Source organism: Pseudomonas bohemica (assembly GCF_002934685.1).
Lineage (GTDB): Bacteria > Pseudomonadota > Gammaproteobacteria > Pseudomonadales > Pseudomonadaceae > Aquipseudomonas > Aquipseudomonas bohemica.
Map to the genome: position 1 here is coordinate 93,324 of NZ_NKHL01000119.1, position 20,661 is coordinate 113,984.

At 60.2% G+C, this 20,661-nt stretch carries 17 protein-coding genes; 7 read left to right on the top strand and 10 right to left on the bottom strand.

The window, feature by feature from the left end; genetic code table 11:
* Positions 1-198 precede the first annotated feature (198 nt).
* Entirely contained in the window at positions 199-1,683 is a 1,485-nt protein-coding gene (putP, locus tag CE491_RS24690) for a sodium/proline symporter PutP (protein WP_110950952.1), read from the top strand.
* Positions 1,684-1,774: 91 nt separating this feature from the next.
* Here the strand turns inward: putP and CE491_RS24695 are convergent, their stop codons facing one another.
* A complete protein-coding gene (locus CE491_RS24695; protein WP_110950953.1) occupies positions 1,775-2,446 on the bottom strand; it encodes a polysaccharide lyase family 7 protein in 672 nt (223 codons plus the stop codon).
* A gap of 316 nt (positions 2,447-2,762) precedes the next feature.
* Between CE491_RS24695 and CE491_RS24700 the strand changes: the two genes are divergently transcribed.
* Both CE491_RS24700 and CE491_RS24705 read left to right on the top strand, forming a co-directional pair.
* Positions 2,763-4,904, top strand: coding sequence for a putative bifunctional diguanylate cyclase/phosphodiesterase (locus tag CE491_RS24700; RefSeq protein WP_110950954.1), 2,142 nt, complete (start codon positions 2,763-2,765; stop codon positions 4,902-4,904).
* Positions 4,905-4,943: 39 nt separating this feature from the next.
* Positions 4,944-5,462, top strand: a complete 519-nt coding sequence (locus CE491_RS24705; protein ID WP_110950955.1) for a YgjP-like metallopeptidase domain-containing protein — start codon at positions 4,944-4,946, stop codon at positions 5,460-5,462.
* A gap of 22 nt (positions 5,463-5,484) precedes the next feature.
* Here CE491_RS24705 and CE491_RS24710 read toward each other — a convergent pair whose 3' ends face one another.
* Positions 5,485-6,381, bottom strand: coding sequence for an EamA family transporter (locus CE491_RS24710; RefSeq protein WP_110950956.1), 897 nt, complete (start codon positions 6,379-6,381; stop codon positions 5,485-5,487).
* Positions 6,382-6,456: 75 nt separating this feature from the next.
* Entirely contained in the window at positions 6,457-7,710 is a 1,254-nt protein-coding gene (locus CE491_RS24715; protein ID WP_110950957.1) for an MFS transporter, read from the bottom strand.
* A 106-nt stretch (positions 7,711-7,816) separates the two neighbouring features.
* On the opposite strand from CE491_RS24715, the gene CE491_RS24720 reads away from it, so the two are divergent.
* Both CE491_RS24720 and CE491_RS24725 read left to right on the top strand, forming a co-directional pair.
* Entirely contained in the window at positions 7,817-8,308 is a 492-nt protein-coding gene (locus tag CE491_RS24720; RefSeq protein ID WP_199885249.1) for a winged helix-turn-helix transcriptional regulator, read from the top strand.
* A 42-nt stretch (positions 8,309-8,350) separates the two neighbouring features.
* Positions 8,351-8,647, top strand: a complete 297-nt coding sequence (locus CE491_RS24725; RefSeq protein WP_110950958.1) for a winged helix-turn-helix domain-containing protein — start codon at positions 8,351-8,353, stop codon at positions 8,645-8,647.
* 137 nt (positions 8,648-8,784) lie between these two features.
* Here CE491_RS24725 and CE491_RS24730 read toward each other — a convergent pair whose 3' ends face one another.
* Positions 8,785-9,243: a GNAT family N-acetyltransferase gene (locus tag CE491_RS24730; RefSeq protein ID WP_110950959.1), complete on the bottom strand. Its 459-nt coding sequence runs from the start codon at positions 9,241-9,243 to the stop codon at positions 8,785-8,787.
* Between the two features lie 312 nt (positions 9,244-9,555).
* Here CE491_RS24730 and CE491_RS24735 point away from each other — a divergent pair, with 312 nt between their 5' ends.
* Positions 9,556-10,293 (top strand): substrate-binding periplasmic protein, encoded by a 738-nt coding sequence (locus tag CE491_RS24735; RefSeq protein ID WP_110950960.1) that lies wholly within the window; start codon positions 9,556-9,558, stop codon positions 10,291-10,293.
* On the opposite strand, the gene yccS is transcribed toward CE491_RS24735, so the two are convergent.
* From yccS to CE491_RS24765, 6 genes are all read right to left on the bottom strand, one after another.
* A complete protein-coding gene (gene yccS / locus CE491_RS24740; RefSeq protein ID WP_110950961.1) occupies positions 10,274-12,481 on the bottom strand; it encodes a YccS family putative transporter in 2,208 nt (735 codons plus the stop codon). The two genes, CE491_RS24735 and yccS, sit on opposite strands and share 20 nt — an antisense overlap.
* Before the next feature lie 302 nt (positions 12,482-12,783).
* On the bottom strand, positions 12,784-13,962 hold the full coding sequence (locus CE491_RS24745; protein WP_110951124.1) for a BaiN/RdsA family NAD(P)/FAD-dependent oxidoreductase: 1,179 nt from the start codon (positions 13,960-13,962) through the stop codon (positions 12,784-12,786).
* Positions 13,963-14,108: 146 nt separating this feature from the next.
* Positions 14,109-15,488 (bottom strand): ATP-dependent RNA helicase DbpA, encoded by a 1,380-nt coding sequence (gene dbpA, locus CE491_RS24750; protein ID WP_110950962.1) that lies wholly within the window; start codon positions 15,486-15,488, stop codon positions 14,109-14,111.
* Positions 15,489-15,719: 231 nt separating this feature from the next.
* On the bottom strand, positions 15,720-17,162 hold the full coding sequence (gene mdtD, locus CE491_RS24755) for a multidrug transporter subunit MdtD (RefSeq protein ID WP_110950963.1): 1,443 nt from the start codon (positions 17,160-17,162) through the stop codon (positions 15,720-15,722).
* A 257-nt stretch (positions 17,163-17,419) separates the two neighbouring features.
* Positions 17,420-18,745, bottom strand: coding sequence for a TldD/PmbA family protein (locus CE491_RS24760; RefSeq protein ID WP_110950964.1), 1,326 nt, complete (start codon positions 18,743-18,745; stop codon positions 17,420-17,422).
* Positions 18,745-20,187, bottom strand: coding sequence for a TldD/PmbA family protein (locus CE491_RS24765; protein ID WP_110950965.1), 1,443 nt, complete (start codon positions 20,185-20,187; stop codon positions 18,745-18,747). Before CE491_RS24765 ends, CE491_RS24760 begins: the two co-directional genes overlap by 1 nt.
* A 176-nt stretch (positions 20,188-20,363) precedes the next feature.
* Here CE491_RS24765 and CE491_RS30875 point away from each other — a divergent pair.
* Positions 20,364-20,661 (top strand): hypothetical protein (locus tag CE491_RS30875; protein WP_234407671.1); only part of this gene is annotated, 298 nt, incomplete at its 3' end.

Here is a 20,661-nt window from a genome sequence, read left to right on the forward strand (position 1 = left end):
TCGAATGGTGGATGCCAAATGGGGCGATTGCCCCTCGTTTGAACAAAAAAAGTGCGTGCAAAGCAAATCGTTACATTTTGACGAAGAAAAGGTGCAACTCGACGGGCTATCAGGGTTGCGCCTGCGCCGAGGCGTTACTTAGGATGCGCCCCTTTGGTGCAGCCAGTTGCGCCGCCATAAGAAGAGTGTGGATAGAGAATGAGCGTCAGCAACCCCACCTTGATCACTTTCGTGATCTATATCGCCGCGATGGTCCTGATCGGGCTTATGGCCTATCGCTCCACCAACAACCTGTCGGATTACATTCTCGGTGGCCGCAGCCTGGGCAGTGTCGTCACCGCGTTGTCCGCGGGCGCCTCGGACATGAGCGGCTGGCTGCTGATGGGGCTGCCGGGTGCCATCTACATGTCCGGTCTGTCGGAAAGCTGGATCGCCATCGGCCTGATCGTCGGCGCATACCTGAACTGGCTCTTCGTGGCGGGTCGCCTGCGCGTACAGACCGAACACAACGGCGACGCCCTGACCCTCCCGGATTATTTTTCCAGCCGATTCGAAGACACCAGCGGCTTGCTGCGGGTGATTTCGGCGATCGTGATTCTGGTGTTCTTCACCATCTATTGCGCCTCAGGCATCGTCGCGGGCGCTCGGCTGTTCGAAAGCACTTTCGGCATGTCCTATGAAACCGCGCTGTGGGCAGGTGCCGCAGCGACCATCGCCTATACCTTCATCGGCGGTTTCCTGGCCGTGAGCTGGACCGATACCGTGCAGGCCACACTGATGATCTTCGCGCTGATTCTTACGCCGGTCATCGTTCTGCTGGCCACCGGTGGCGTCGATACTACGTTCCTTGCCATCGAAGCGAAGGACCCTGCCAATTTCGACATGCTCAAGAACACCACCTTCGTCGGCATCGTTTCGTTGATGGGCTGGGGGCTTGGTTACTTTGGCCAACCGCATATCCTGGCGCGCTTCATGGCCGCCGACTCAGTGAAATCCATCGCCAAGGCGCGTCGTATATCGATGGCCTGGATGATCCTGTGCCTGGGCGGCACGGTGGCGGTAGGCTTCTTTGGCATTGCCTATTTCTCGGCGCATCCTGATGTTGCCGGCGCTGTGAGCGAGAACCCCGAACGTGTATTCATCGAACTGGCGAAGATCCTCTTCAACCCGTGGGTTGCCGGCGTGCTGTTGTCGGCGATTCTCGCTGCGGTCATGAGCACCCTGAGCTGTCAGTTGCTGGTGTGCTCCAGTGCGCTGACTGAAGACTTCTACAAAGCGTTCCTGCGCAAAGGGGCTTCGCAGCGGGAACTGGTGTGGGTCGGTCGCGCGATGGTGCTGCTGGTGGCCTTGATCGCCATCGCCCTCGCTGCCAATCCTGAGAACCGCGTGTTGGGTCTGGTGAGTTACGCGTGGGCAGGTTTCGGTGCCGCATTCGGGCCGGTGGTGCTGATTTCCGTGGTCTGGAAGGGCATGACTCGCAACGGCGCGCTGGCCGGGATTCTAGTGGGGGCTGTCACTGTGGTGGTCTGGAAGCATTTCGAACTGCTGGGCTTGTACGAAATCATTCCTGGATTCGTTTTCGCCAGTGTTGCGGTCGTGCTGTTCAGCCTTCAGGGCAAAGGCCCGACGCAAGGGATGCTTGCGCGCTTCGAGGCGGCCGAGAAGGCTTACAGAGCCGCCTGAGGAGAGGCGATCTGTAGGCGCTTGCCCGCGATGCTGGTCAGCAGGCTGACGCTATCGCGGGCAAGGGCGCTCCTGCATCAATCCGAGACGCTCAACCCTTGTTGTGATCCGCATCCAGATTGAAAAACATCACCTTGCCACCTTCGCTTGTGTCGCCGGTGTTGTCCTGGGTATAGACCCCGGCTTTGAAGTACAGCTGCTGCTTGCTCCAGGTAGCGCTGATGCGATCGTTCCAGAACATGTCGTTGGCCTGGACGCTGAGCAGGCCGGCTTTGTTCAGGTGAATGACGTACTTGAACGTCTCGTTGAGCGGTATGCCCTCGGCCACGGTGAAGATGCGGGCTTTCTTGTCGTCTGGATGGAACCGCACCTTGGCGACGACGATGCCGTCCTTGGTAGCGTCCTTGTACTGGTATTCGACTTTGAGCAGCGGTTGCGTACTTTCGTAGACGTGGATCTGGCCGATGACGACGCGCCCGGAAGAGGGGACCTGAACCACCTTGAGCTTGGCGCTCAGGAAATTATCGGCGTCAGGGTAGAACCAATTATGCAGCGTGCCGTTGGACCAGGTTTCGCGCAATTCGGAACGAGGGTATTTGGCGTTCGCCGTCTTGGTACCGGTCACGGGTGCCCAGAAAGTGACATTTGACGCGCCAGAGGTGAAGTATTTGCCATCGTAGCCTTGAAGCAGTTGCTGCGTTTCTATGGTTGCAGGGGGCGTGCCCACCGGAATGCTCAGATTCCAGGTTCCCAAATCAATCATTCTATTCTTCGTCCGATATGCCTCGTTGCCAGCAGAACGCGTCTGGCTCAAGGGGTTGAGAGGTTTGCTTTTTATACGTCTCAAGTAGTTGTTTGTTAACGTGAACCCGTCGAACGGCTGGCGTCAATGTGCCTGCATTTTTCCGGCAGGACAGCGTGCTGTTGGCTCTCAGCGCAGTGACCGTTAGTCGGGTCGGTTAAACTTTTGAGATGGCATAACGGTGGCCCTCTTCACTTTTCCCCATACAAGACTAGAGTAATGCCATTAGATCAAGGGCGGAGCCCTCTCAGCGGGCAGTGAAGTAATGAGTAGCAGCATGGAATGCGTGCAATCCCAGCCACCGGCGGGTAAGTCGGTTCTTTTGGTAGTCGATGACTATCCAGAGAATCTCGTCACCATGCGTGCGGTCCTGCAGCGACAGGACTGGGAAATCGTTACGGCCAGTTCGGGTATGGAAGCGTTGGGTCTGCTTCTGGATGTCGATGTCGATATTGTCTTGCTTGATGTGCAGATGCCGGGAATGGACGGTTTCGAAGTCGCGCGCCTGATGCGCGGCAGCCAACGGACGCGTCTGACCCCGATCATTTTTCTGACGGCCAACGAGCAGTCTCGCGATGCTGTGCATAAAGGCTATGCCAGTGGCGCGGTCGACTATCTGTTCAAGCCCTTCGACCCCAACGTCCTCAAGCCCAAGGTGCAGGCGCTGCTGGAGCAACAGCACAATCGCCGAGCCTTGCAGAAACTCAGTCGCGAACTCGAATCGGCGCGGGCTTTCAATGCATCGGTGCTGGCTAACGTGGCCGAGGGGATTCTGGTCGTCGACGAGGATGGTCTCATCAGCTTCGCCAACCCGGCCATCTGCCGACTGCTGGGCATGACCGACGGCGAGCTGCGCGGGACCGGGCTGTGCTGCTATCTGCAGGAACCGGTTGTCGGCGAATGGACCGACTCGGGTTTCTATCGTCACTATCGTCGCGCCGAAACCTATCGTGTTCATGACGCCATCCTGCGCACGCCAGAGGGGCGTCAGGTGCCCGTCGCGCTGTCCTGTGCGCCGCTGCCCGAAGAGCAGAAGGCCATGGTGCTGAGCGTGCTCGACATGTCGGTAGTGCGTGACTTGTATCGTCAGCTCGAGCACCAGGCCGTCACCGATTCACTGACCGGTCTGCTCAACCGTCGTGGCTTTTACCAGACGGTCGAAGGCATGTTGCTGCGCAATGAACACGCCGGGAAATACCTGGTGGTGCTCTATCTGGATCTGGACGGCTTCAAGCACGTCAATGACTCACTGGGGCATGACGCCGGGGATCGGGTGCTGATCTGGGTCGCCGAGCAACTGACGGACTGTTTGCGCCCCTATGACGTGCTGGCGCGGATGGGTGGCGACGAATTCGTCGTGGTCATCGACGGGCTGGACTTCCCCGAGCACGCCGCCAAAGTCGCAGAGAAGCTGATCGACCGCGTTTCGGTACGACGCCACGTCGATGGCATCGAGGCTACGCTGGTCGTCAGTATCGGCATCGCGATTTACCCGGACTGCGGGACGAACCTGGACGCTCTGCTGCGCGCCGCGGATATCGCGATGTACGAAGCCAAGCGCGCGGGTCGTCATCAGTACCGTTTCTATGACCAGTACATGAACGGACGCGCGCGCTCGCGCCTGATGCTTGAAGAAAGCGTGCGTACCGCCATCGAGGGCAAGGACTTCTCCATCGCCTATCAGCCGCAGATCAACGTGCTGACCGGCCGTACGCGTGGTTTCGAGGCGTTGCTGCGCTGGAATCATCCAGACGCCGGCGACGTGCCGTCGAGCCTGTTCATGCCGATGCTGGAAGAGACGCGCCTGATCAACAAGCTCGGGAACTGGATCTATGAGCAGGGCGCGGCCCAGCGTCAGCGTTGGGACGGCGTATTTGCAGATGATCTGGTGGTCAGCGTCAGCGTCAGTCCCGCTCAGTTCAGCATGCCCAACCTGGCTGCCGAGCTGCAGCGCGCCATCCTTCTTCATGGGCTCAAGCCCCGGCAACTGGAGGTTGAGATCACCGAGCCGTCGCTGGTGCATAACCTCGTCCACAGCCGCACACAGTTGCAGAGCCTGCACGACATCGGCGTTCGAGTGTCGCTGGATGACTTCGGCGCAGGCGACAGCTCGCTGGCGCACTTGCGAAATCTCGATCTGGACACGCTCAAGATCGATCGCCATTTCATCGGCGGCATGATGAACTCGCCCCGGGACCTGGCTGTGGCGCGCAGCATCATCGACCTGTGTCGGATGTTGAATATCGAGGTGATCGCCGAAGGCGTCGAAACCCTGGAGCAGTATCAATGGCTGGTCGCCAATGGCTGCGAAATCATTCAAGGGTTTCTGCTGGCTCATCCGCTGACGCCGGACGAGGCATTGAGTTTCGCCGAGCCGGTCACGCTGCCGACCAAGCACCCGCTGCTCGATCAGGACTGACGGAGTAGACTGGCGCGTTTCGAGCCACTTGATCTGACCATGACTTCCAACGCCACAACGCCGCTCAAGTACCTGCAGGCTTATCCGCCTTCGTTGCAGGATCAGGTTCGACAATTGATTGTTCAGGACAAACTGGGCGCCTACCTGGAGCAGCGCTATCCGGGGCGTCATGACGTGCAGAGTGACAAAGCGCTTTACGCCTACGCGTTGGCCCTAAAGCAGGAACATTTGCGCAACGCCCCGAATATCGACAAGGTGCTGTTCGACAACCGGCTCGACCTCACGCATCACGCGCTCGGTTTGCACACCACCGTTTCACGGGTGCAGGGCCGCAAACTCAAAGCCAAGAAGGAAATCCGCGTAGCCTCGCTGTTCAAGGACGCCGCCCCGCAATTCCTGAAGATGATCGTCGTGCACGAACTGGCGCACTTCAAGGAAACCGAGCACAACAAAGCTTTCTACAAACTGTGCGAACACATGCAACCGGGCTATCACCAGCTTGAATTCGACCTGCGCGTCTACCTGACGTGGCGCGATATGCAGGCAGAGGCGCGTTGACCTATCAACAAAGGCTGTTCTCTCAGGTCTGCGATGTCACACCGCGCGCGAACAGCGCATGGATAATCCTTTGCCCATAAAGGCCCACCGCCAGCCCGGAAACAATGAGGATGACGGCGAGGATTTTGATCAGCGACAGGCGCTCATCGAAGATTACCATCGAGCCCAGCATGCCGAAGATGGGGACCAGCAACGATAAAGGCGCGACCGTCGACACCGGGTATTGCTTGAGCAGGGAGTTCCAGATCCAGTAGCCGAATAACGTGTTCGGATACACCTGGAACAGGATCGACACCACGGCGCGGTAGTCGAGTTGACTCACCAGCGCCGAATAGCCGCTGCTGCCGTTGACCGCGTAGTCGAGCGCGAACAGCGGGATGGGCGAAAACGCACTCGACCAGACCAGAAAGGCGAACACCTGGCGGGTCTTGGCTTTCTTGTTGATCACGTTGGCGATGCTCCAGGCCACCGCGCCGAACAGCACCATCGCAAGCCCTGCCAGGGTCACCGAACCGTCCGCGATGAAAATGATGCTCAGCAAACCAGCGAGCGCGATGGCAATGCCCGCCAGTTGGTAACGCGTGATCTTTTCCTTGAATACCCAGGCCCCCAGCACGATGGTGAAGAAGGCGCTGGATTGCAGCACCAGTGAGGCGATCCCGGCGGACAGGCCGGTCTTGATGCCCAGATTGACGACGCCCCACAGGCCGATGCCGAATATCAGCCCGTAGCCGATGATGTAGCGCCACTGAACGTCGGGCTTGGCAATGAAGAAGATCGCCGGTACCGCGCAGAGCGCGAAGCGGATGGCTGCCAGGATGAACGGGTCGACGGAAGTCAGTCCCAGTTTGATCACCGAGAAGTTAAGGCCCCAGATGGCCGTGACGAGGATAGCGAGGAGCAGATGACGGGCTTTCATCGAGGCGTTCTTCCAATGAGTCGATTCGAGTGTTTATGGGGAGCGGCAGTCGGCAGTTTTATTTGGCAGTCGGCTTCAGGGGCTTCTGGATTGTGACGCCAGCCAGAGTAGCCACGCCGCCAGACTGATTGCCGCGCCGAGCCAGCACACGGCTGCCCATCCCCAATAGGCGTAAACCTGGGTGGCGGCTACTGCGCCCAATGCGCTGCCGACCGAGTAAAAGCACATGTACGCGCCTACCAGACGGCTTTGCACATCGGGGCGGGCGGCGAATATCAGGCTCTGGTTGGTGACGTGCACGGCCTGGACGGCGAAGTCGAGCATCACCACGCCGACGATCAGCGCCAGCAGCGAGGTCTGGGCCTGCGCAGTGGGGAACCAGGAAAGTGTCAGCAGCGCCAGCGAGATCCCGGTGGTGCGCTGCCCCAGGCCTTGATCCGCCCAGCGGCCAGCGCGGGACGCGCCGAGGGCACCGGCGATGCCCGCCAGGCCGAAAAGTCCGATCTGGGTATGGGAAAGCGACAGCGGCGCAGCGCTGAGGGGCAGCACCATCGAGGTCCACAGCGTGCTGAAGGACGCGAAGATAAGCAGCGCGAACATCCCCCGAATCTGCAAGGTGCGTTCAGTGATAAACAGTTTGACGACTGACAACAGCAGTGCCCGATACGAGCTTTTGACGCGAGGTGCGCGAGTCGACGACGTCGCCTTCCAGAAGATCGCGGCCATGACCAGCATCAGCCCTGCCGACGCAAGATAGACCGTACGCCAACCCGCCAGATCGGCGATCAGGCCCGAGGCGAGTCGCGCCAGCAGAATCCCAAGCACCACGCCGCTGGTGACAGTGCCCACCACTTGGCCGCGTTGAGACGCAGCCGCCAGCGCAGCAGCGTAGGCCACCACAATTTGAACCACCACTGCGAACAGCCCGACGAAGATCATCGCGCCCAGCAAAATCCCCCAATGTTGCGCAGTGCCCGCAATCACCAGCGCGACGGCCGACATCAGGATTTGCACCAATATCAGCGCCTTGCGATTGAGCAGATCACCCAGGGGCACGATGAAAATCAGCCCGAGGGCATAGCCGATCTGGGTTGCGGTAACCACCACGCCGATCAGGCCGACGTCTACGCTCAGGGCTGTGGCCATCGACTCCAGCAGTGGCTGAGCGAAGTAGACGTTGGCGACGGCCATGGCGCAGGTCACGGAAAACAGCAGCGTGAGTGCGCGCGACAGGGGTGGGACGGTTTGAGGAGCGACAGGATCGCTCGCATCGGTTGTTGCCTGATCGAGAGTGCCAGTCGAAAGCGTCGCATCGTGCTGTGAGGTCATGGCGCTTCCTTGGCAAGAATCTGGTTTCGATTTGAAACTCGGTGTTTGCGTTTTATCAAGTGAGGTTTTAATCTGCAACCAGTTTTTTGGCATGTGCTTATGCCCCATGTATCAAGATGTCGCGTCGAACAAGGTGGACCCATTGGCCAGACGAGCCTCTCTTCAAAGCAGCGAATGCCCGGTCGCCAGGACGTTGGAAGCTATCGGCGATCGCTGGTCGTTGATGATCGTTCGGGATGCGTTCGACGACCTTCGCCGTTTCAGTGAATTTCAGAAAAGCCTGGGGCTGGCGAAAAACATCCTCGCATCACGCCTCAAGGCGCTGGTCGAGTTGGGGATATTCGAGATCAGGCCAGCTTCCGATGGCAGCGCCTACAAGGAGTACGTCCTGACTGAACGAGGCCGGTCGGTTTTCCCGGTGGTGGTTGCGATGCGCCAGTGGGGCGAGCAGCATTTGTTCGAGAAAGGAGAAACGCACTCGGTATTACTGGACAATGAACACGATCAACCCGTGACGCTGCTCGAAGTTCGCGCCGCCAACGGCAAGCGGCTAGGCCCGCAGGACTGCCACAGGCAACGCGTGACCAAGCCTGCCTGAGCGTCATCGCAGCCGCTGCGCACCACTCACAAGGATTTGACGATGGACGTCAGCAAGACCAAGAGCAGTTTTTACCGCCGTCTGTACGTGGCGTATCTGATCGACAGTGAAATCGCCGGCAACGTCCCGGCCCTGACCGAGGTCACCGGCATGCCGCGCAGAACGGCCCAGGACACCATCGCGGCGCTGGCCGATCTGGATATCGTCTGTGAATTCGAGCAGCTGGATGGCGCACGCAATCACGCCGGTGGTTATCGGATTCGCGACTGGGGGGCGATCGACCGGCAGTGGATTGTCGAGCATCTGGCGCAGATCAAGGCGGTGTTGGGGTATCCGTGAATCCAGGCGCCCTGACTGATCTTCATCGCGCCGCGAACCCCTGGCAGTCCGGCAGCCGGCGGCGAACTCAAGACCGCCACTGCCGGCAAGCCGTGCTGCCACAGATCGGGGCTATCGGGTCTCGAGAGTCTGAAGGATCAATCCAGATCCCGACGCATCCCAATGTGCGGAATACCATCCTCGACGTAGATTTCACCCGCCGGATGAAATCCATAGCGGCTGTAATAGCCCTGCAGATGCGCCTGGGCCGACAGGTAGATCGGTTGATCGGGCCAGTTGCGTTCCGCGTGTTCCAGAGCTTGCACCATTAATTCATGGCCCATGCCCTTGTTGCGCATTGATGGGGCGGTGACCACGCGTCCGATGGTGACATCGCCATCTTGCTGGATAGGGTCCAGCAGCCGCAGGTACGCCACCAGTTCGTTGCTTTGCCACGCCATCAAATGACGCGTGTCGCCCAGCAAATCCTGGCCGTCGACGTCCTGATACCAGCACTTCTGTTCCACTACGAACACCTGCGCGCGCAGTTGCAAAATGGCGTACAACTGTTCCTTGCTGAGGGCGGTATGGTGTTTGCAAATCCAGTTGATAGACATGAAGCCGGCTCATGAGAAGAAGTCGATCCCGGATACTAAACGCATAATGCTCCAAGCCCAAAATCGGTACGTGGTAATAGCCGTGACGGCGATCAGGACATTGCGTGATTTCTTGAACTGCGGCACAAACATTGGCCGCTTATGAGTTGTAGAAAACCTGTAACGGGTCTTCAATGAAGGCCAGTTGCTATCGCCGAATATCGCCCCAATCCGGGCCGCTCATGCTGCCCTCGCTCGAACCAGGGATGTCACAGTGTTGCTTGATTGCCACTGAAAAATTGCAGGCTATCCACCTGCCTAAGGATCTTGAGCATGCCGCGTTTGCTTCAAGCCATGGCTTTGCTGGGAATGCTGCTGGCGGCGCAAGCCGTGTCGGCGCAGACGCTGCGCATCGCCGGTGATGCATGGGCGCCCTATTCTGATGTGTCGTTGCTCAACGGCGGGCTTTCTACCGATCTGATCCGCACCGCACTGGGCCGCGCCGGCTACACCGCCGAATATGAGCAAGTCCCCTGGGCGCGCGCGATTCATGGCGTGAGTGAAGGGCGTTATGACGTGTTGATAAACGCCTGGCACAGCGAGGATCGCACGCGTATTGGTCAGTTTTCAGGGCCATACCTGCTCAACCGACTGTGCTTTCTCAAGCGAAAATCCACGGATATCGAGTACCAGAGTCTTGCTCAGTTGCATCCCTATTCGATCGCCGTGGTACGCAGCTATGCATACTCGCCGGCATTCGACAACGATGCAGAGTTGAAGAAAGTGCCCGTGGCGAGCTTTTCGACCGCTGTGCGCATGCTGGCGGCCGGGAGAGTGGATCTGGCGGTAGAGGATGAGTATGCCGCGCGTTTCGCCCTCAGCCGCGAGCCTGATGAGGTGCGCAAGAATGTCGAATTCGTGCACAACTCATTGAGCGAGAACAGCCTGCATATCCTGGTCAGCCTGAAGAATCCTGATCACGAAAAGATCGTCGCTGACTTCGATAACGCCATTGCTGCAATGAAAGCCGATGGTAGCTACGACAAGCTATTCAAGCTGCACGGTCTGTGACTTCCGCCTCTTTGGAAGGCTCCTTGATCAGGTGCGCAGCCAGGGTGCGCAACGGCCCGAGCTGACGGCAAATCAGCGCCAGCTGGGTCTGCACCAGACGCTGGCCCTCGTCGATCTCTTCGGGCATCTGTTCAAGCTCCGCTGCCAGCGCTTCCTCGGCATCGCTTTGCACGGCAACCGGCTGACGGGTGGCCAGACTCTGGGCGATCTCATCGATGCTCGACGACAGGCTGGCCCCAGCGCCTTCAATCAGATGCTCGCGAACCTCGCTTGGCAGCGGCGTTTCCCGATGCGCCCCCAGGCCAGACAAGTAGCTCAGCAGCGTGTGCGACAGCACCAGGAAGCGGAAGCCTACATCCGCCTCTTTGCGGAAATGACCAGGCTCCATGAGCATGTTCGCCAGCGTGGTCGACAGCGCGGCGTCGGCGTTGTGCGCGTTGCGTCGGGCCAGGCGATAAGCCAGGTCATCGCTCTTGCCCTGCGCGTATTGCTGCATGATCTGGCGCAGATAGATGCTGTTGCAGGACAGCGTATTGGCCAGCACCTTGTTCAGGCGACGGCCTTGCCAGTCCGGCAGGAACAGGAATACCGCAAGTCCTGCGATCAGGCTGCCCAGCAGGGTGTCCATCAGCCGTGGCAGGAACAGCCCGTAACCGTTGCCGACCTGATTGAAGCAGAACAGGATCATCACCGTGATCGCCGCCGTGGACAGCGTGTAGCGCGTGGTGCGGTTGACGAAGAACACGACCCCGGCCAGGACCGCGCACATCGATTGCAGCACCGGCGTGGTGATCAAATCGAACAGAATCCAGCCCGCTGTCAGCCCGATGGCCGTACCGATGATCCGCTGCCCCAGCTTGCGTCGCGTTGCGCCGTAGCTTGGCTGGCAGACGAAAACGGTGGTCAGGATGATCCAGTAACCCTGCGACGGGTGAATCAGGTGAACCATGAGATAGCCGATCGCCAACGCCAGCGGCAGCCGCAGCGCGTGACGGAACAGCAGCGAGGTCGGGGTCAGTTGAAGGCGCAGGCGGGTCCAGACGTCCTTGAGGTTGCGTGGCGAACGGTCCAGCAGGCTGCTGTCGGAGGCGTCGGCCAGGGCATCGGGGTTGCTGGCATCGCGGAGCAGTCGGTCGAGGGTGCCAAGGTTATTGGCCAGCGCGCGCAAGGAACGCAATAGCCCGCGCCAGGCCGGATTGCTCTGGATGCGCAAATGTTCGAGGGAGGCACGCAGGTCGTCCAGCGCATGGGCGAAGCTGTCGTCGTAAATGAACGGCTGACGCAACTGGATCGACACCGACAAGTCGCGACAGGCATTGCCCTGTTGGCGCAGCAGACGCTGGCAGCGGAACAGCACGTCACTGTGAAAAAACGCTTCGGCCAGCGAGTTGTACGGATAATGCGATGAGCTGGCGCGCTCGTGAATGTCTTGCGCCAGGAAATACAGCTTGAGGTAGCGACTGACCTTCGAGCCAGGTCGACCACTGCCTACGCGGTTGAGGATGATTTCCTTGGTCACATTGAGCGCGGCGACCACCTTGCCGTTCTGTTTCGCCAGTTCCAGACGTTTGGCTTCAACGTCCAGCGTGCGAATCGGCTCGAACAGATCGGATTTGAGTTTCAGGTACAGGCCCAGTTCGCGAAACAGCCGCGCCAAGGCCTGCTGCACCGGTTGGTTGGAGAACAGCATCTGCCACAGCACCGAGAGCAAGCCGTACCATGCGGCACCGGCCACCAGTAGCATGGGTTCGTGCCAGAAATCCGTGACCGCACCGCCGCGCTGGTCCACGCCGATCATGGTGTAGACCGAGAGAATCAGCGTCGCATAAGCGATCGCGCCATAACGTTCGCCCAAGGCGCCGAGCATCGTCAGGCAAAACGCGGCAAGGGCGAAGGCGCAGATGAACAGAATCGGATAGGGGAACAGCAGCTCCACGGACAATGCCGCGATGCTGAAACACACCAGCGTCACGGCCAGCGCGTTGAGGCGGCCTTGCCAGCTGTCGTCGGTTTCGGAAAGGGCGCTGGCGATAATCCCCAGAAACAACGGGATCAGCTGCGACATCTCGTTTTGATACCAGCACAGCGCCATGCTGCCGGTCAGCGCGATGAAAACCCGCACGCTGTAGGAAAACTTGTCCAGCGCCCACAGGCGGCGGAAGGTATTGCGCAACGATTTCGATGCCATGAACGCTGACGGCCTTGTTCGCGATTGATTCTGCTGACAGAACAGATATGTACAGCGCCGGATGCGCGCTGTACATCCGGTTAGCAAAATTTATTCCGGGGTGCGGTCGGCTCCGATCCCTGTGGGAGCTTGCGCACGTTACGACGTTGGCGAAGCGGTGTGTCAGAAAGACCACTCGCCGCATGCTGCCCTCGATCATCGGTAGGAGCGCGCTTGCTCGCGATGGCGTCAGCACATCCAACATCATTGGCGTCTGATACGCCGCGATCGCGCGCAAGCGCGCCTACAGAGGGGGGCGCAGATCAGACGTACTGCGCCGCCGCATACGCCGAGGCCCAGGCCCACTGGAAATTGAATCCTCCCAGATGCCCGCTGACGTCCAGCACTTCGCCAACGAAATACAGGCCAGGCGATTTCAGCGATTCCATGGTTTTCGATGACACTTCGCGGGTATCGATGCCTCCCAGCGTCACTTCCGCCGTGCGATAGCCTTCGGTGCCTGCGGGAACCACCTGCCAGCTCGTCAGTTTTCCGGCGATGTCGGCCAGTTCCGCATGGGTGTATTGCTTCATCGGTTTGGAAGCGAACCACTGTTCGGCGATCAGGTTGGCCATCTTCTTGGTGAAGATTTCGCCGAGCAGAGTCTTGAGTTCGCTGTTAGGGCGTTCGGCCTGTTGCTCGGTCAGCCAGCTGTGGGCGTCGTGATCGGGCAGCAGGTTGATTTCAACCGTGTCGCCAGGTTGCCAGAACGAGGAAATCTGCAGGATCGCCGGACCGCTCAAACCACGGTGGGTGAACAAAATGTTCTCGCGAAAAGAGGTGTCGTTGCAGCTGACCAGACAATCCACCGACGTTCCGGAGAGCTCCGTGCACAGGTCCTTGAGCTGATCGGTAATGGTAAACGGCACAAGCCCCGCGCGGGTTGGCAGCAAAGTGTGACCGAACTGCTTGCCAACCTGATAGCCGAAACCGGTCGCGCCCAGCGTCGGAATAGACAGGCCACCCGTGGCGATCACCAGCGAATGGCAGGTGATGTTGCCCAGCGTGGTTTGCAGGGCGTAGCCGCTTTCGGTTTTCTCGATGGTCTGCACCGAGGTGTCCATGTGCAGGCTGACACCGGCGTCATCGCACTCGTTGAGCAGCAGGCCAAGGATGTCGCTGGATTTGTTGTCGCAGAACAGCTGACCGAGTTTCTTTTCGTGGTACGGCACGCCGTGCTTGCCCACCAACGCGATGAAATCCCACTGGGTGTAGCGTGCCAATGCGGATTTGCAGAAGTGCGGGTTCTGCGAGAGGAAGTTCGCGGGCTCGGTGTACATGTTGGTGAAGTTGCAGCGCCCGCCACCCGACATGAGGATTTTCTTGCCTGGCTTGTTCGCATGATCGATCAACATTACCTTGCGGCCACGGTTGGCGGCGGTGAATGCACACATCAAACCTGCGGCGCCGGCGCCGATGATCACAACGTCAGTAACGGGCAAAGCGGTGTCCTCGGGGGTGTAAACAGAATTGGGGTTGAATCCTGTAGGAGCGCGCTTGCCCGCGATGGCGGTCTGTCTGTTGCATTCATGCTGGTTGACCGAACGCCATCGCGGGCAAGCGCTCATATAAAGGTATTGCGGGGTGCCTAGAGAATCCGTACGCGCAACGACTTGCCCTTGATCTTGCCGTTGTTCAGACGCTCCAGCGCCTGTTTGGCGATGCTGCGCTCCACCGCCACATAGGCCTGGAAATCGAAGATCGCGATCTTGCCGACCTGAGTGCCGGGAATGCCCGCTTCACCGGTCAGTGCGCCAAGGATATCGCCCGGACGCAGTTTGTCCTTGCGGCCCGAACCGATGCACAGCGTCGTCATCGGTGGCAGCAGCTTGCCGCCCTCCTTGCGCGTGAGGTTGTCGTATTGTTGCCAGTTCAGCGGCGCTTTCTGCAGCTCTTCGACGGCGCGGGCACGTTGGCTTTCCGAGGGAGCGACGAGGCTCACGGCGATTCCGGTTTCCCCGGCGCGGCCGGTACGACCGACGCGGTGAATGTGGATTTCCGAATCCCGCGCCAGCTCGACGTTGATGACCATGTCCAGTGCGTCGATGTCCAGACCGCGCGCGGCCACATCGGTCGCGACCAGTACCGAGGTGCTGCGGTTGGCGAACATCGCCAGCACCTGATCGCGATCACGCTGTTCCAGATCGCCATGCAGGCCGACCGCCGACATGCCTTTGGCCGTCAGGTGATCGACCACGTCCTGCACCTGTTGCTTGGTAAAACAGAACGCGACGCAGGACTGCGGACGGAAATGGTCGAGGACTTTTACCACCGCTTCCAGGCGCTGTTCGGGGGCGATTTCGTAGAAGATCTGCTCGATCTGGCTGTCGGCGTGTAGCGCTTCGACCTTCACAGTCTGCGGGTCGCGCATGAACTTGGAGGCCAGTTGCTTGATGCCGACCGGGTAGGTGGCGGAGAACAATAGGGTCTGACGACGCTCAGGGGTTTGCTCGATGATGTCGGCGATAGCGTCGTAGAAGCCCATGTCGAGCATACGGTCAGCTTCGTCGAGGACCAGCGTGTTCAGGCCGTCGAGGACCAGCGAGCCCTTGCGCAAGTGCTGCTGGATGCGCCCCGGTGTGCCGACGATGATGTGCGCGCCATGTTCCAGCGAACCGATCTGCGGGCCGAACGAGACGCCGCCACACAGGGTCAGCACCTTGATGTTGTCTTCGGCGCGGGCCAGGCGACGGATTTCCTTTGCCACCTGGTCAGCCAACTCGCGGGTCGGGCAAAGCACCAGCGCCTGGCAGCCGAAGTAGCGCGGGTTGATCGGGTTGAGCAGGCCGATGCCGAACGCAGCAGTCTTGCCGGAGCCGGTCTTGGCCTGGGCGATCAGGTCCATGCCCTTGAGCATCACCGGCAGGCTCTGCGCCTGAATCGGCGTCATCTGGGCATAACCAAGGGACTCCAGGTTAGCCAGCATGGCGGCGGAAAGGGGCAGCGAGTTGAAAGCGGTGTTAGTCACGGGACAGGCCTGCAAAACAAAATGTCGCGCAGTGTATCAGGTCGCGGCCCCTGCCTTGGGGGTGGGGGCGATAAATGGTGGGGGTAGTGTTCATCGATACCAGGTGGGGTCCGCGAACCCTGTGGGAGTGAGCTTGCTCAGGAATAATCAACCCCAGCCGCCGAAACTGCAGCGGATGTACCGGCCTCTTCGTGCGCAAGCTCACTCTCACAGTTGATCCTCTTCAGTCCGTTATGCCTCGATCTCCGGCTCGGTCTGTGGCTTGCGCGGCGGGTTTTCCGGCGGCATGCGCGGTGACAGTTGCAGGAAGATCGACGCGGCGAGCATCGCCAGCACGCCGACGCATAGGAACGTCAGCTGGAACGCGCCCAGCACGCTGCTGACTTCACCGGTCGGCACCTCATCGGTAAACCCTCCCAGCAAAGCCGCCGCGCAGGCCACTCCAAGGCTCAGGGACAACTGCGCGACCACCGACAGCAAACTGTTGCCGCTCGCCGCACTGGCGTCGTCCAGATCGATCAAGGTCACGGCGTTCATCGCCGAGAACTGCAGCGAGTTCACGCCGCCGAGGAACGCCAGGTGAATCAGCAGAATCCAGTAAGGCGTGTCGGCATCCACCAGCGCCATGCTCGCCAGCAGCGCGCCGAGCAGCAGCGTGTTGCCCGTCAGTACGATGCGGTACCCCAGACGCTCGATGGCGCGGGTGGCCAGCGGTTTGGCGAACATTGCCGCCAGCGCCAGCGGGATCATGCTCATCCCGGCGTGGGACGGCGAATAACCCAGCGCCACTTGCAACATCAGGGGCACCAGAAACGGCAACGCGCCGCTGCCCAGACGGGCAAACAGGTTGCCCATGATGCCGACCGCAAAACTGCGGGTGCGGAACAGCGAAGCCGAGAACAGCGGCGCTTCCACATGCCCGGCGCGCAGCCAATAGGCGGCCAGACAGGCCATGCCGCCGAACAGCAGCATCACCACGCGCAGGTGCGGCAGATGCAGCTCGCCGAGACCTTCCAGCGCGATGGTGATCAGCACCATCGAAGCGCCGAACAGAGCAAAACCCACCAGATCGAAGCGCGTGCGACCGCCACCTTGCAGATCGGGGATGAACTTGCGCACGGCGAAACAGCCGAGGATCCCGACCGGGATGTTGATCAGGAAGATCCAGTGCCAGCTCAGGTACTCCACCAGCCAGCCGCCGACGGTAGGCCCCATCAGCGGACCGAGCAGGGCTGGCATGGTGATGAAACTGAGGATGCGCACCAGTTCGGTTCGCGGATACGCCCGCAGCACGATGAGCCTGCCCACCGGCATCATCAGCGCGCCACCCAGGCCTTGAATCACACGAGCCGCGACCAGCATGCCGAGGGTATTTGCCGCCGCGCAGAGCAATGAACCGAAGCTGAACAGCAAGATGGCGCTGAAGAAGATTCGCTTGATGCCAAAGCGGTCGGAAATCCAGCCAGACGCCGGGATAAGCAGAGCAATGGTCAGCATGTAGGCGATGATCACCGACTGCATGCGCAGCGGATCTTCCGACAACGAGCCGGCCATGGACGGCAAAGCGGTATTGAGGATGGTGCCGTCCAGGCTCTGCATGAAAAAGGCAATGGCAATGACCCAGGGCATCCAGCGCAGGGTCCGGGCGTCCAGTATTGGCGTCGAGGTGGGCATGTGAATCCTGGGTCCTTTTGGTTTTGTGTTTATCGGGCGTGGATGCTGCGGTCTGCGGTCTGCTTCTAGTCGAAGGCCGTGGGAGTCCAGCTTGCCGAGGATCTGACGCGAAGCGGTAGTAACCCCAGAGAACGCTATATACCTGACACATCGCGTCTACAGGCTTTACTGCCGCTTCGCACCAGATCGCGGGCACGCCACGCTCCTACGCCCTTACGGGCAGAAGCAGATCGCGGAAGGCTGCAGCATTTGCGTCGTTACAACGTCAACGTCAACCTGCTCAGCAACGCCCCCGGCAGCAGATTCGATGCTGTCTGACGTTGACTGTAGGTACTCGCCGACAGGATGAGTTCCCTTTCTGTGGTCAATTGTTCCAGCGCCCCACCCAGCAGACTGAAAATGCTGTCATCGAACCGCATGGTGCTGACCGGTGCCTCGATCTTGCCATCCTCGACCCAGAACGTTGCAAAACGGGTCATCCCGGTGATGCGTCCGGCTGCACGGTCAGAGAAATTGAGGTACCACAGGTTGCTGATATACAGACCGGTACCCAACTCCTTGAGCACATCGTCCAGCGCCAGCGAGCCGCCATGCATATTCAGTGCGCTCGGAGATTCACCCCAACCGGCACCATTGGCGGTCAGGTCGTACTCCGCCGCGCTGCGCGAGTCGATCAGTCGATCCTTTGCCGCGCCTGCGACCACCAACGACAAATCCGAGCGCGGGTAACCCTCGCTGGAAAACGCCGGGGACAACGAACCGCTCACCTGTTCATCCAGGCTCACCAATGGATTCAGCGATGCCTGACCGTCGTAAAGTCGCTGCAACGGGCTGGTCTTGTCGGCCAGCGACTGCGCCGAAAAACCGCCCCAGCACAACATGCCCAACACTTCCTCCAGCGCCGCCGGTGCCAGATAGGCGCGGTATTGGCCGGGGGCGAGGGTGTGCGAGGGCTGACCCAGGAACGCCAGTTGTTCACGCGCCAGGGCGAAACGTTTCGAGAACACTTCGTCGTTCCACTCATGCCCCGCATAGTTGGCCTTCACTGCCTGGCCATTCTGGTGAAACAGGCTCCAGTCGAAATTGAAGCTGTTCGCCTGATGCCAGCCCCGCGCGCCATTGGAGCTGGCGAATCCACGGTAGATTGGCCCTGCAGCGTAGATGCCGACCAGATCCAGCCCCTCGCTCAATTGCGCGATCTGCTCGACTACATGGGCACTGTCGGGCAGCGGCACATCCAGAACATTGCTGCTCTGCCAGGCCTCATCGTTGAGCAGCAGATAGGGATCGACCGGCAGCAGCGTGAGGGTTTCGCGCAGTTGATGCAGGGCTTCGCCCAGACGCTGACGATCCACGGCTTCATCGCCCGACAACGTCAGGTTGAGATCGGCATGGCGTGCGTCTTCGATCAGCTTGAAGTACACACTGGCCTGCTGCACATGGCCGGCCTGACGCACCTTGCCGTGGTTGAAGCGAATGAAATCCGAGGCCTCGGCGTTATAGCTGAGGGTGAAACGTTCCTGCCGACCGATCGCGCCTTGCAGCCAGTCGACCAACGCTGTGAATTGCGTTTGATGGGACATCAGGCGTCACCTCCGAAAACATCGACGTTGGCAAATACACAGGCGGGCGAAGCGTGCCCCACGCGTATGACCTGATTGGGTTCGCCCTTGCCGCAGTTGGGCGTGCCCAGCACCTTGAATGTGCTGGCGTCGCCCACCGCGCTGAGGTTGCGCCAGAATTGCGCGGAGATCGCCCGATAGTTTGGATTCTTGACCACGCCTTTGAGCTCGCCGTTTTCGATCAGTTGTCCCCACTCACAGCCGAACTGGAATTTGTTGCGTGCGTCGTCGATCGACCACGAGCGGTTGGTACTCATCAGAATGCCGTGCTCGATGCCACCGATCAGCTGCTGCATCGTCTGGTCGCCCGGCTCGATGTTGAGGTTGGCCATGCGATCGATCGGCGCGCGGTTCCAACTGCTCGCGCGACTATTGGCGACGCCTTCCATGCCGCTGCGGTATTGCGACAACGCACCTCCCAAGGGCCGCTCCAGCACGCCGTCCCTGATCAGAAACTGCTTGCTGGCCTGTGTGCCATCGTCATCGTAGCCATAGCTCGCCAGCTGCTCCGGGATCTCCGGGTCGAAGGTTACGTTGAGCAGCTTCGAGCCGTATTGCAGGCTGCCGAAATCGCTGGTTTTGACAAAACTGGTGCCGGCGTAATTGCGCTCGTCGCCGAGGATGCGGTCGAGTTCCAGGGGGTGACCGATGGACTCGTGGATCTGCAACGTCATCTGATCGGGCGTCAACAGCAGGTCGCGCGGGCCGGTGGGCGTGTTGGGCGCCATGATCAGTTGTAATGCCTGATCGGCGACGTTGGCCGCGGCGCCGATGATGCCGCACGACGCGATGACTTCCGCGCTGCCTTGCTGTCCGAAATTCTCGCGGCCCAGGCTGCGGGTCTGACTGTCTTGACCGTCATAGGCGGTCACGCTCAGCCCTGGGAAGACAAAGCGTTGGGCCTGACGAATCTCAGCGCCGGCGCTGTTGAGGTAAATCTGCTCGACGTTCTCAAGGCCCAGGCTGACTTGCCAGTTGACCAGGCGTTCGTCCCTGGGCACAGAGGCCGACTCACTGCCGAGCAAGGCGTAACACTCGCCAAGCGAAGGAAAGGCATTGCTCAGGTTCGGTGAAAGATAGTCCGCGCGACTGGTGGCGACGACGTGTTCGCGCAGATCGAGCAGCGAGTGCGGGGCGAGTTGTCGCGCCTGGATTTCCGCCTGCTCCAGGGCCGCTTGCAGGCCACGCTGGGATATGTCGTTGGTCGCGGCATAGGCTTCGACGCCGTTGATGCGCACGGTCAGCATCGCGCCTTCGTCGATGCTCAGTTGCGGCGGCTCGGGAACATTCTTGCGCACCGAGAGGTGCTGGCTGGTCTGTTTAACGTAGCGCAGGGAGAAAAACTGGGCACTGCTCTGCAGGGCGGCGAACCGCTGCTTGAGTTGAGCGGAGAAGTCGAACATGCAGGATGTCTCCTTGGCGATCGGACGGGCAACGGTCCGAATCATAGCGCGGAGCGCTCTGCGGCGGGGGAGTGTTAAAGAAATGCATCGCCTGCCCCGGCCCCTTCGCGACCGTCGTAACCTCCGGTTGCTCCCACAGAGACCGCGCGCTGGTGCTAATTTACCGGCGAGCAAAAATGCTGTGGGAGCTTCCGCAAGTTACGACGGTGGCGAATGCTGCGGGTGAGACGCTGAAGATGCATCGCCTGACCTGGCCCTTTCGCGACCGTCGTCCCTCCGGTTGCTCCCACAGGTACCGCGTGCTGGCGCTGATTTACCGGCGAGCAAAAATGCTGTGGGAGCTTCCGCAGGTTACGACGGTGGCGAATGCTGCGGGTGAGACGCTGAGAATGCCTCGCCTGGCGTGGCCCTTTCGCTACCGTCGTCCCTCCGGTTGCTCCCACAGGTACCGCGTGCTGGCGCTGATTTACCGGC

What these genes read in the sequence shown, in the direction of transcription:
- putP (WP_110950952.1), top strand. Translation starts at nt 199, where the DNA reads ATGAGCGTCAGCAACCCCACCTTGATCACTTTCGTGATCTATATCGCC.
- CE491_RS24695 (WP_110950953.1), bottom strand. Translation starts at nt 2,446, where the DNA reads ATGATTGATTTGGGAACCTGGAATCTGAGCATTCCGGTGGGCACGCCC.
- CE491_RS24700 (WP_110950954.1), top strand. Translation starts at nt 2,763, where the DNA reads ATGGAATGCGTGCAATCCCAGCCACCGGCGGGTAAGTCGGTTCTTTTG.
- CE491_RS24705 (WP_110950955.1), top strand. Translation starts at nt 4,944, where the DNA reads ATGACTTCCAACGCCACAACGCCGCTCAAGTACCTGCAGGCTTATCCG.
- CE491_RS24710 (WP_110950956.1), bottom strand. Translation starts at nt 6,381, where the DNA reads ATGAAAGCCCGTCATCTGCTCCTCGCTATCCTCGTCACGGCCATCTGG.
- CE491_RS24715 (WP_110950957.1), bottom strand. Translation starts at nt 7,710, where the DNA reads ATGACCTCACAGCACGATGCGACGCTTTCGACTGGCACTCTCGATCAG.
- CE491_RS24720 (WP_199885249.1), top strand. Translation starts at nt 7,817, where the DNA reads ATGTATCAAGATGTCGCGTCGAACAAGGTGGACCCATTGGCCAGACGA.
- CE491_RS24725 (WP_110950958.1), top strand. Translation starts at nt 8,351, where the DNA reads ATGGACGTCAGCAAGACCAAGAGCAGTTTTTACCGCCGTCTGTACGTG.
- CE491_RS24730 (WP_110950959.1), bottom strand. Translation starts at nt 9,243, where the DNA reads ATGTCTATCAACTGGATTTGCAAACACCATACCGCCCTCAGCAAGGAA.
- CE491_RS24735 (WP_110950960.1), top strand. Translation starts at nt 9,556, where the DNA reads ATGCCGCGTTTGCTTCAAGCCATGGCTTTGCTGGGAATGCTGCTGGCG.
- yccS (WP_110950961.1), bottom strand. Translation starts at nt 12,481, where the DNA reads ATGGCATCGAAATCGTTGCGCAATACCTTCCGCCGCCTGTGGGCGCTG.
- mdtD (WP_110950963.1), bottom strand. Translation starts at nt 17,162, where the DNA reads ATGCCCACCTCGACGCCAATACTGGACGCCCGGACCCTGCGCTGGATG.
- CE491_RS24760 (WP_110950964.1), bottom strand. Translation starts at nt 18,745, where the DNA reads ATGTCCCATCAAACGCAATTCACAGCGTTGGTCGACTGGCTGCAAGGC.
- CE491_RS24765 (WP_110950965.1), bottom strand. Translation starts at nt 20,187, where the DNA reads ATGTTCGACTTCTCCGCTCAACTCAAGCAGCGGTTCGCCGCCCTGCAG.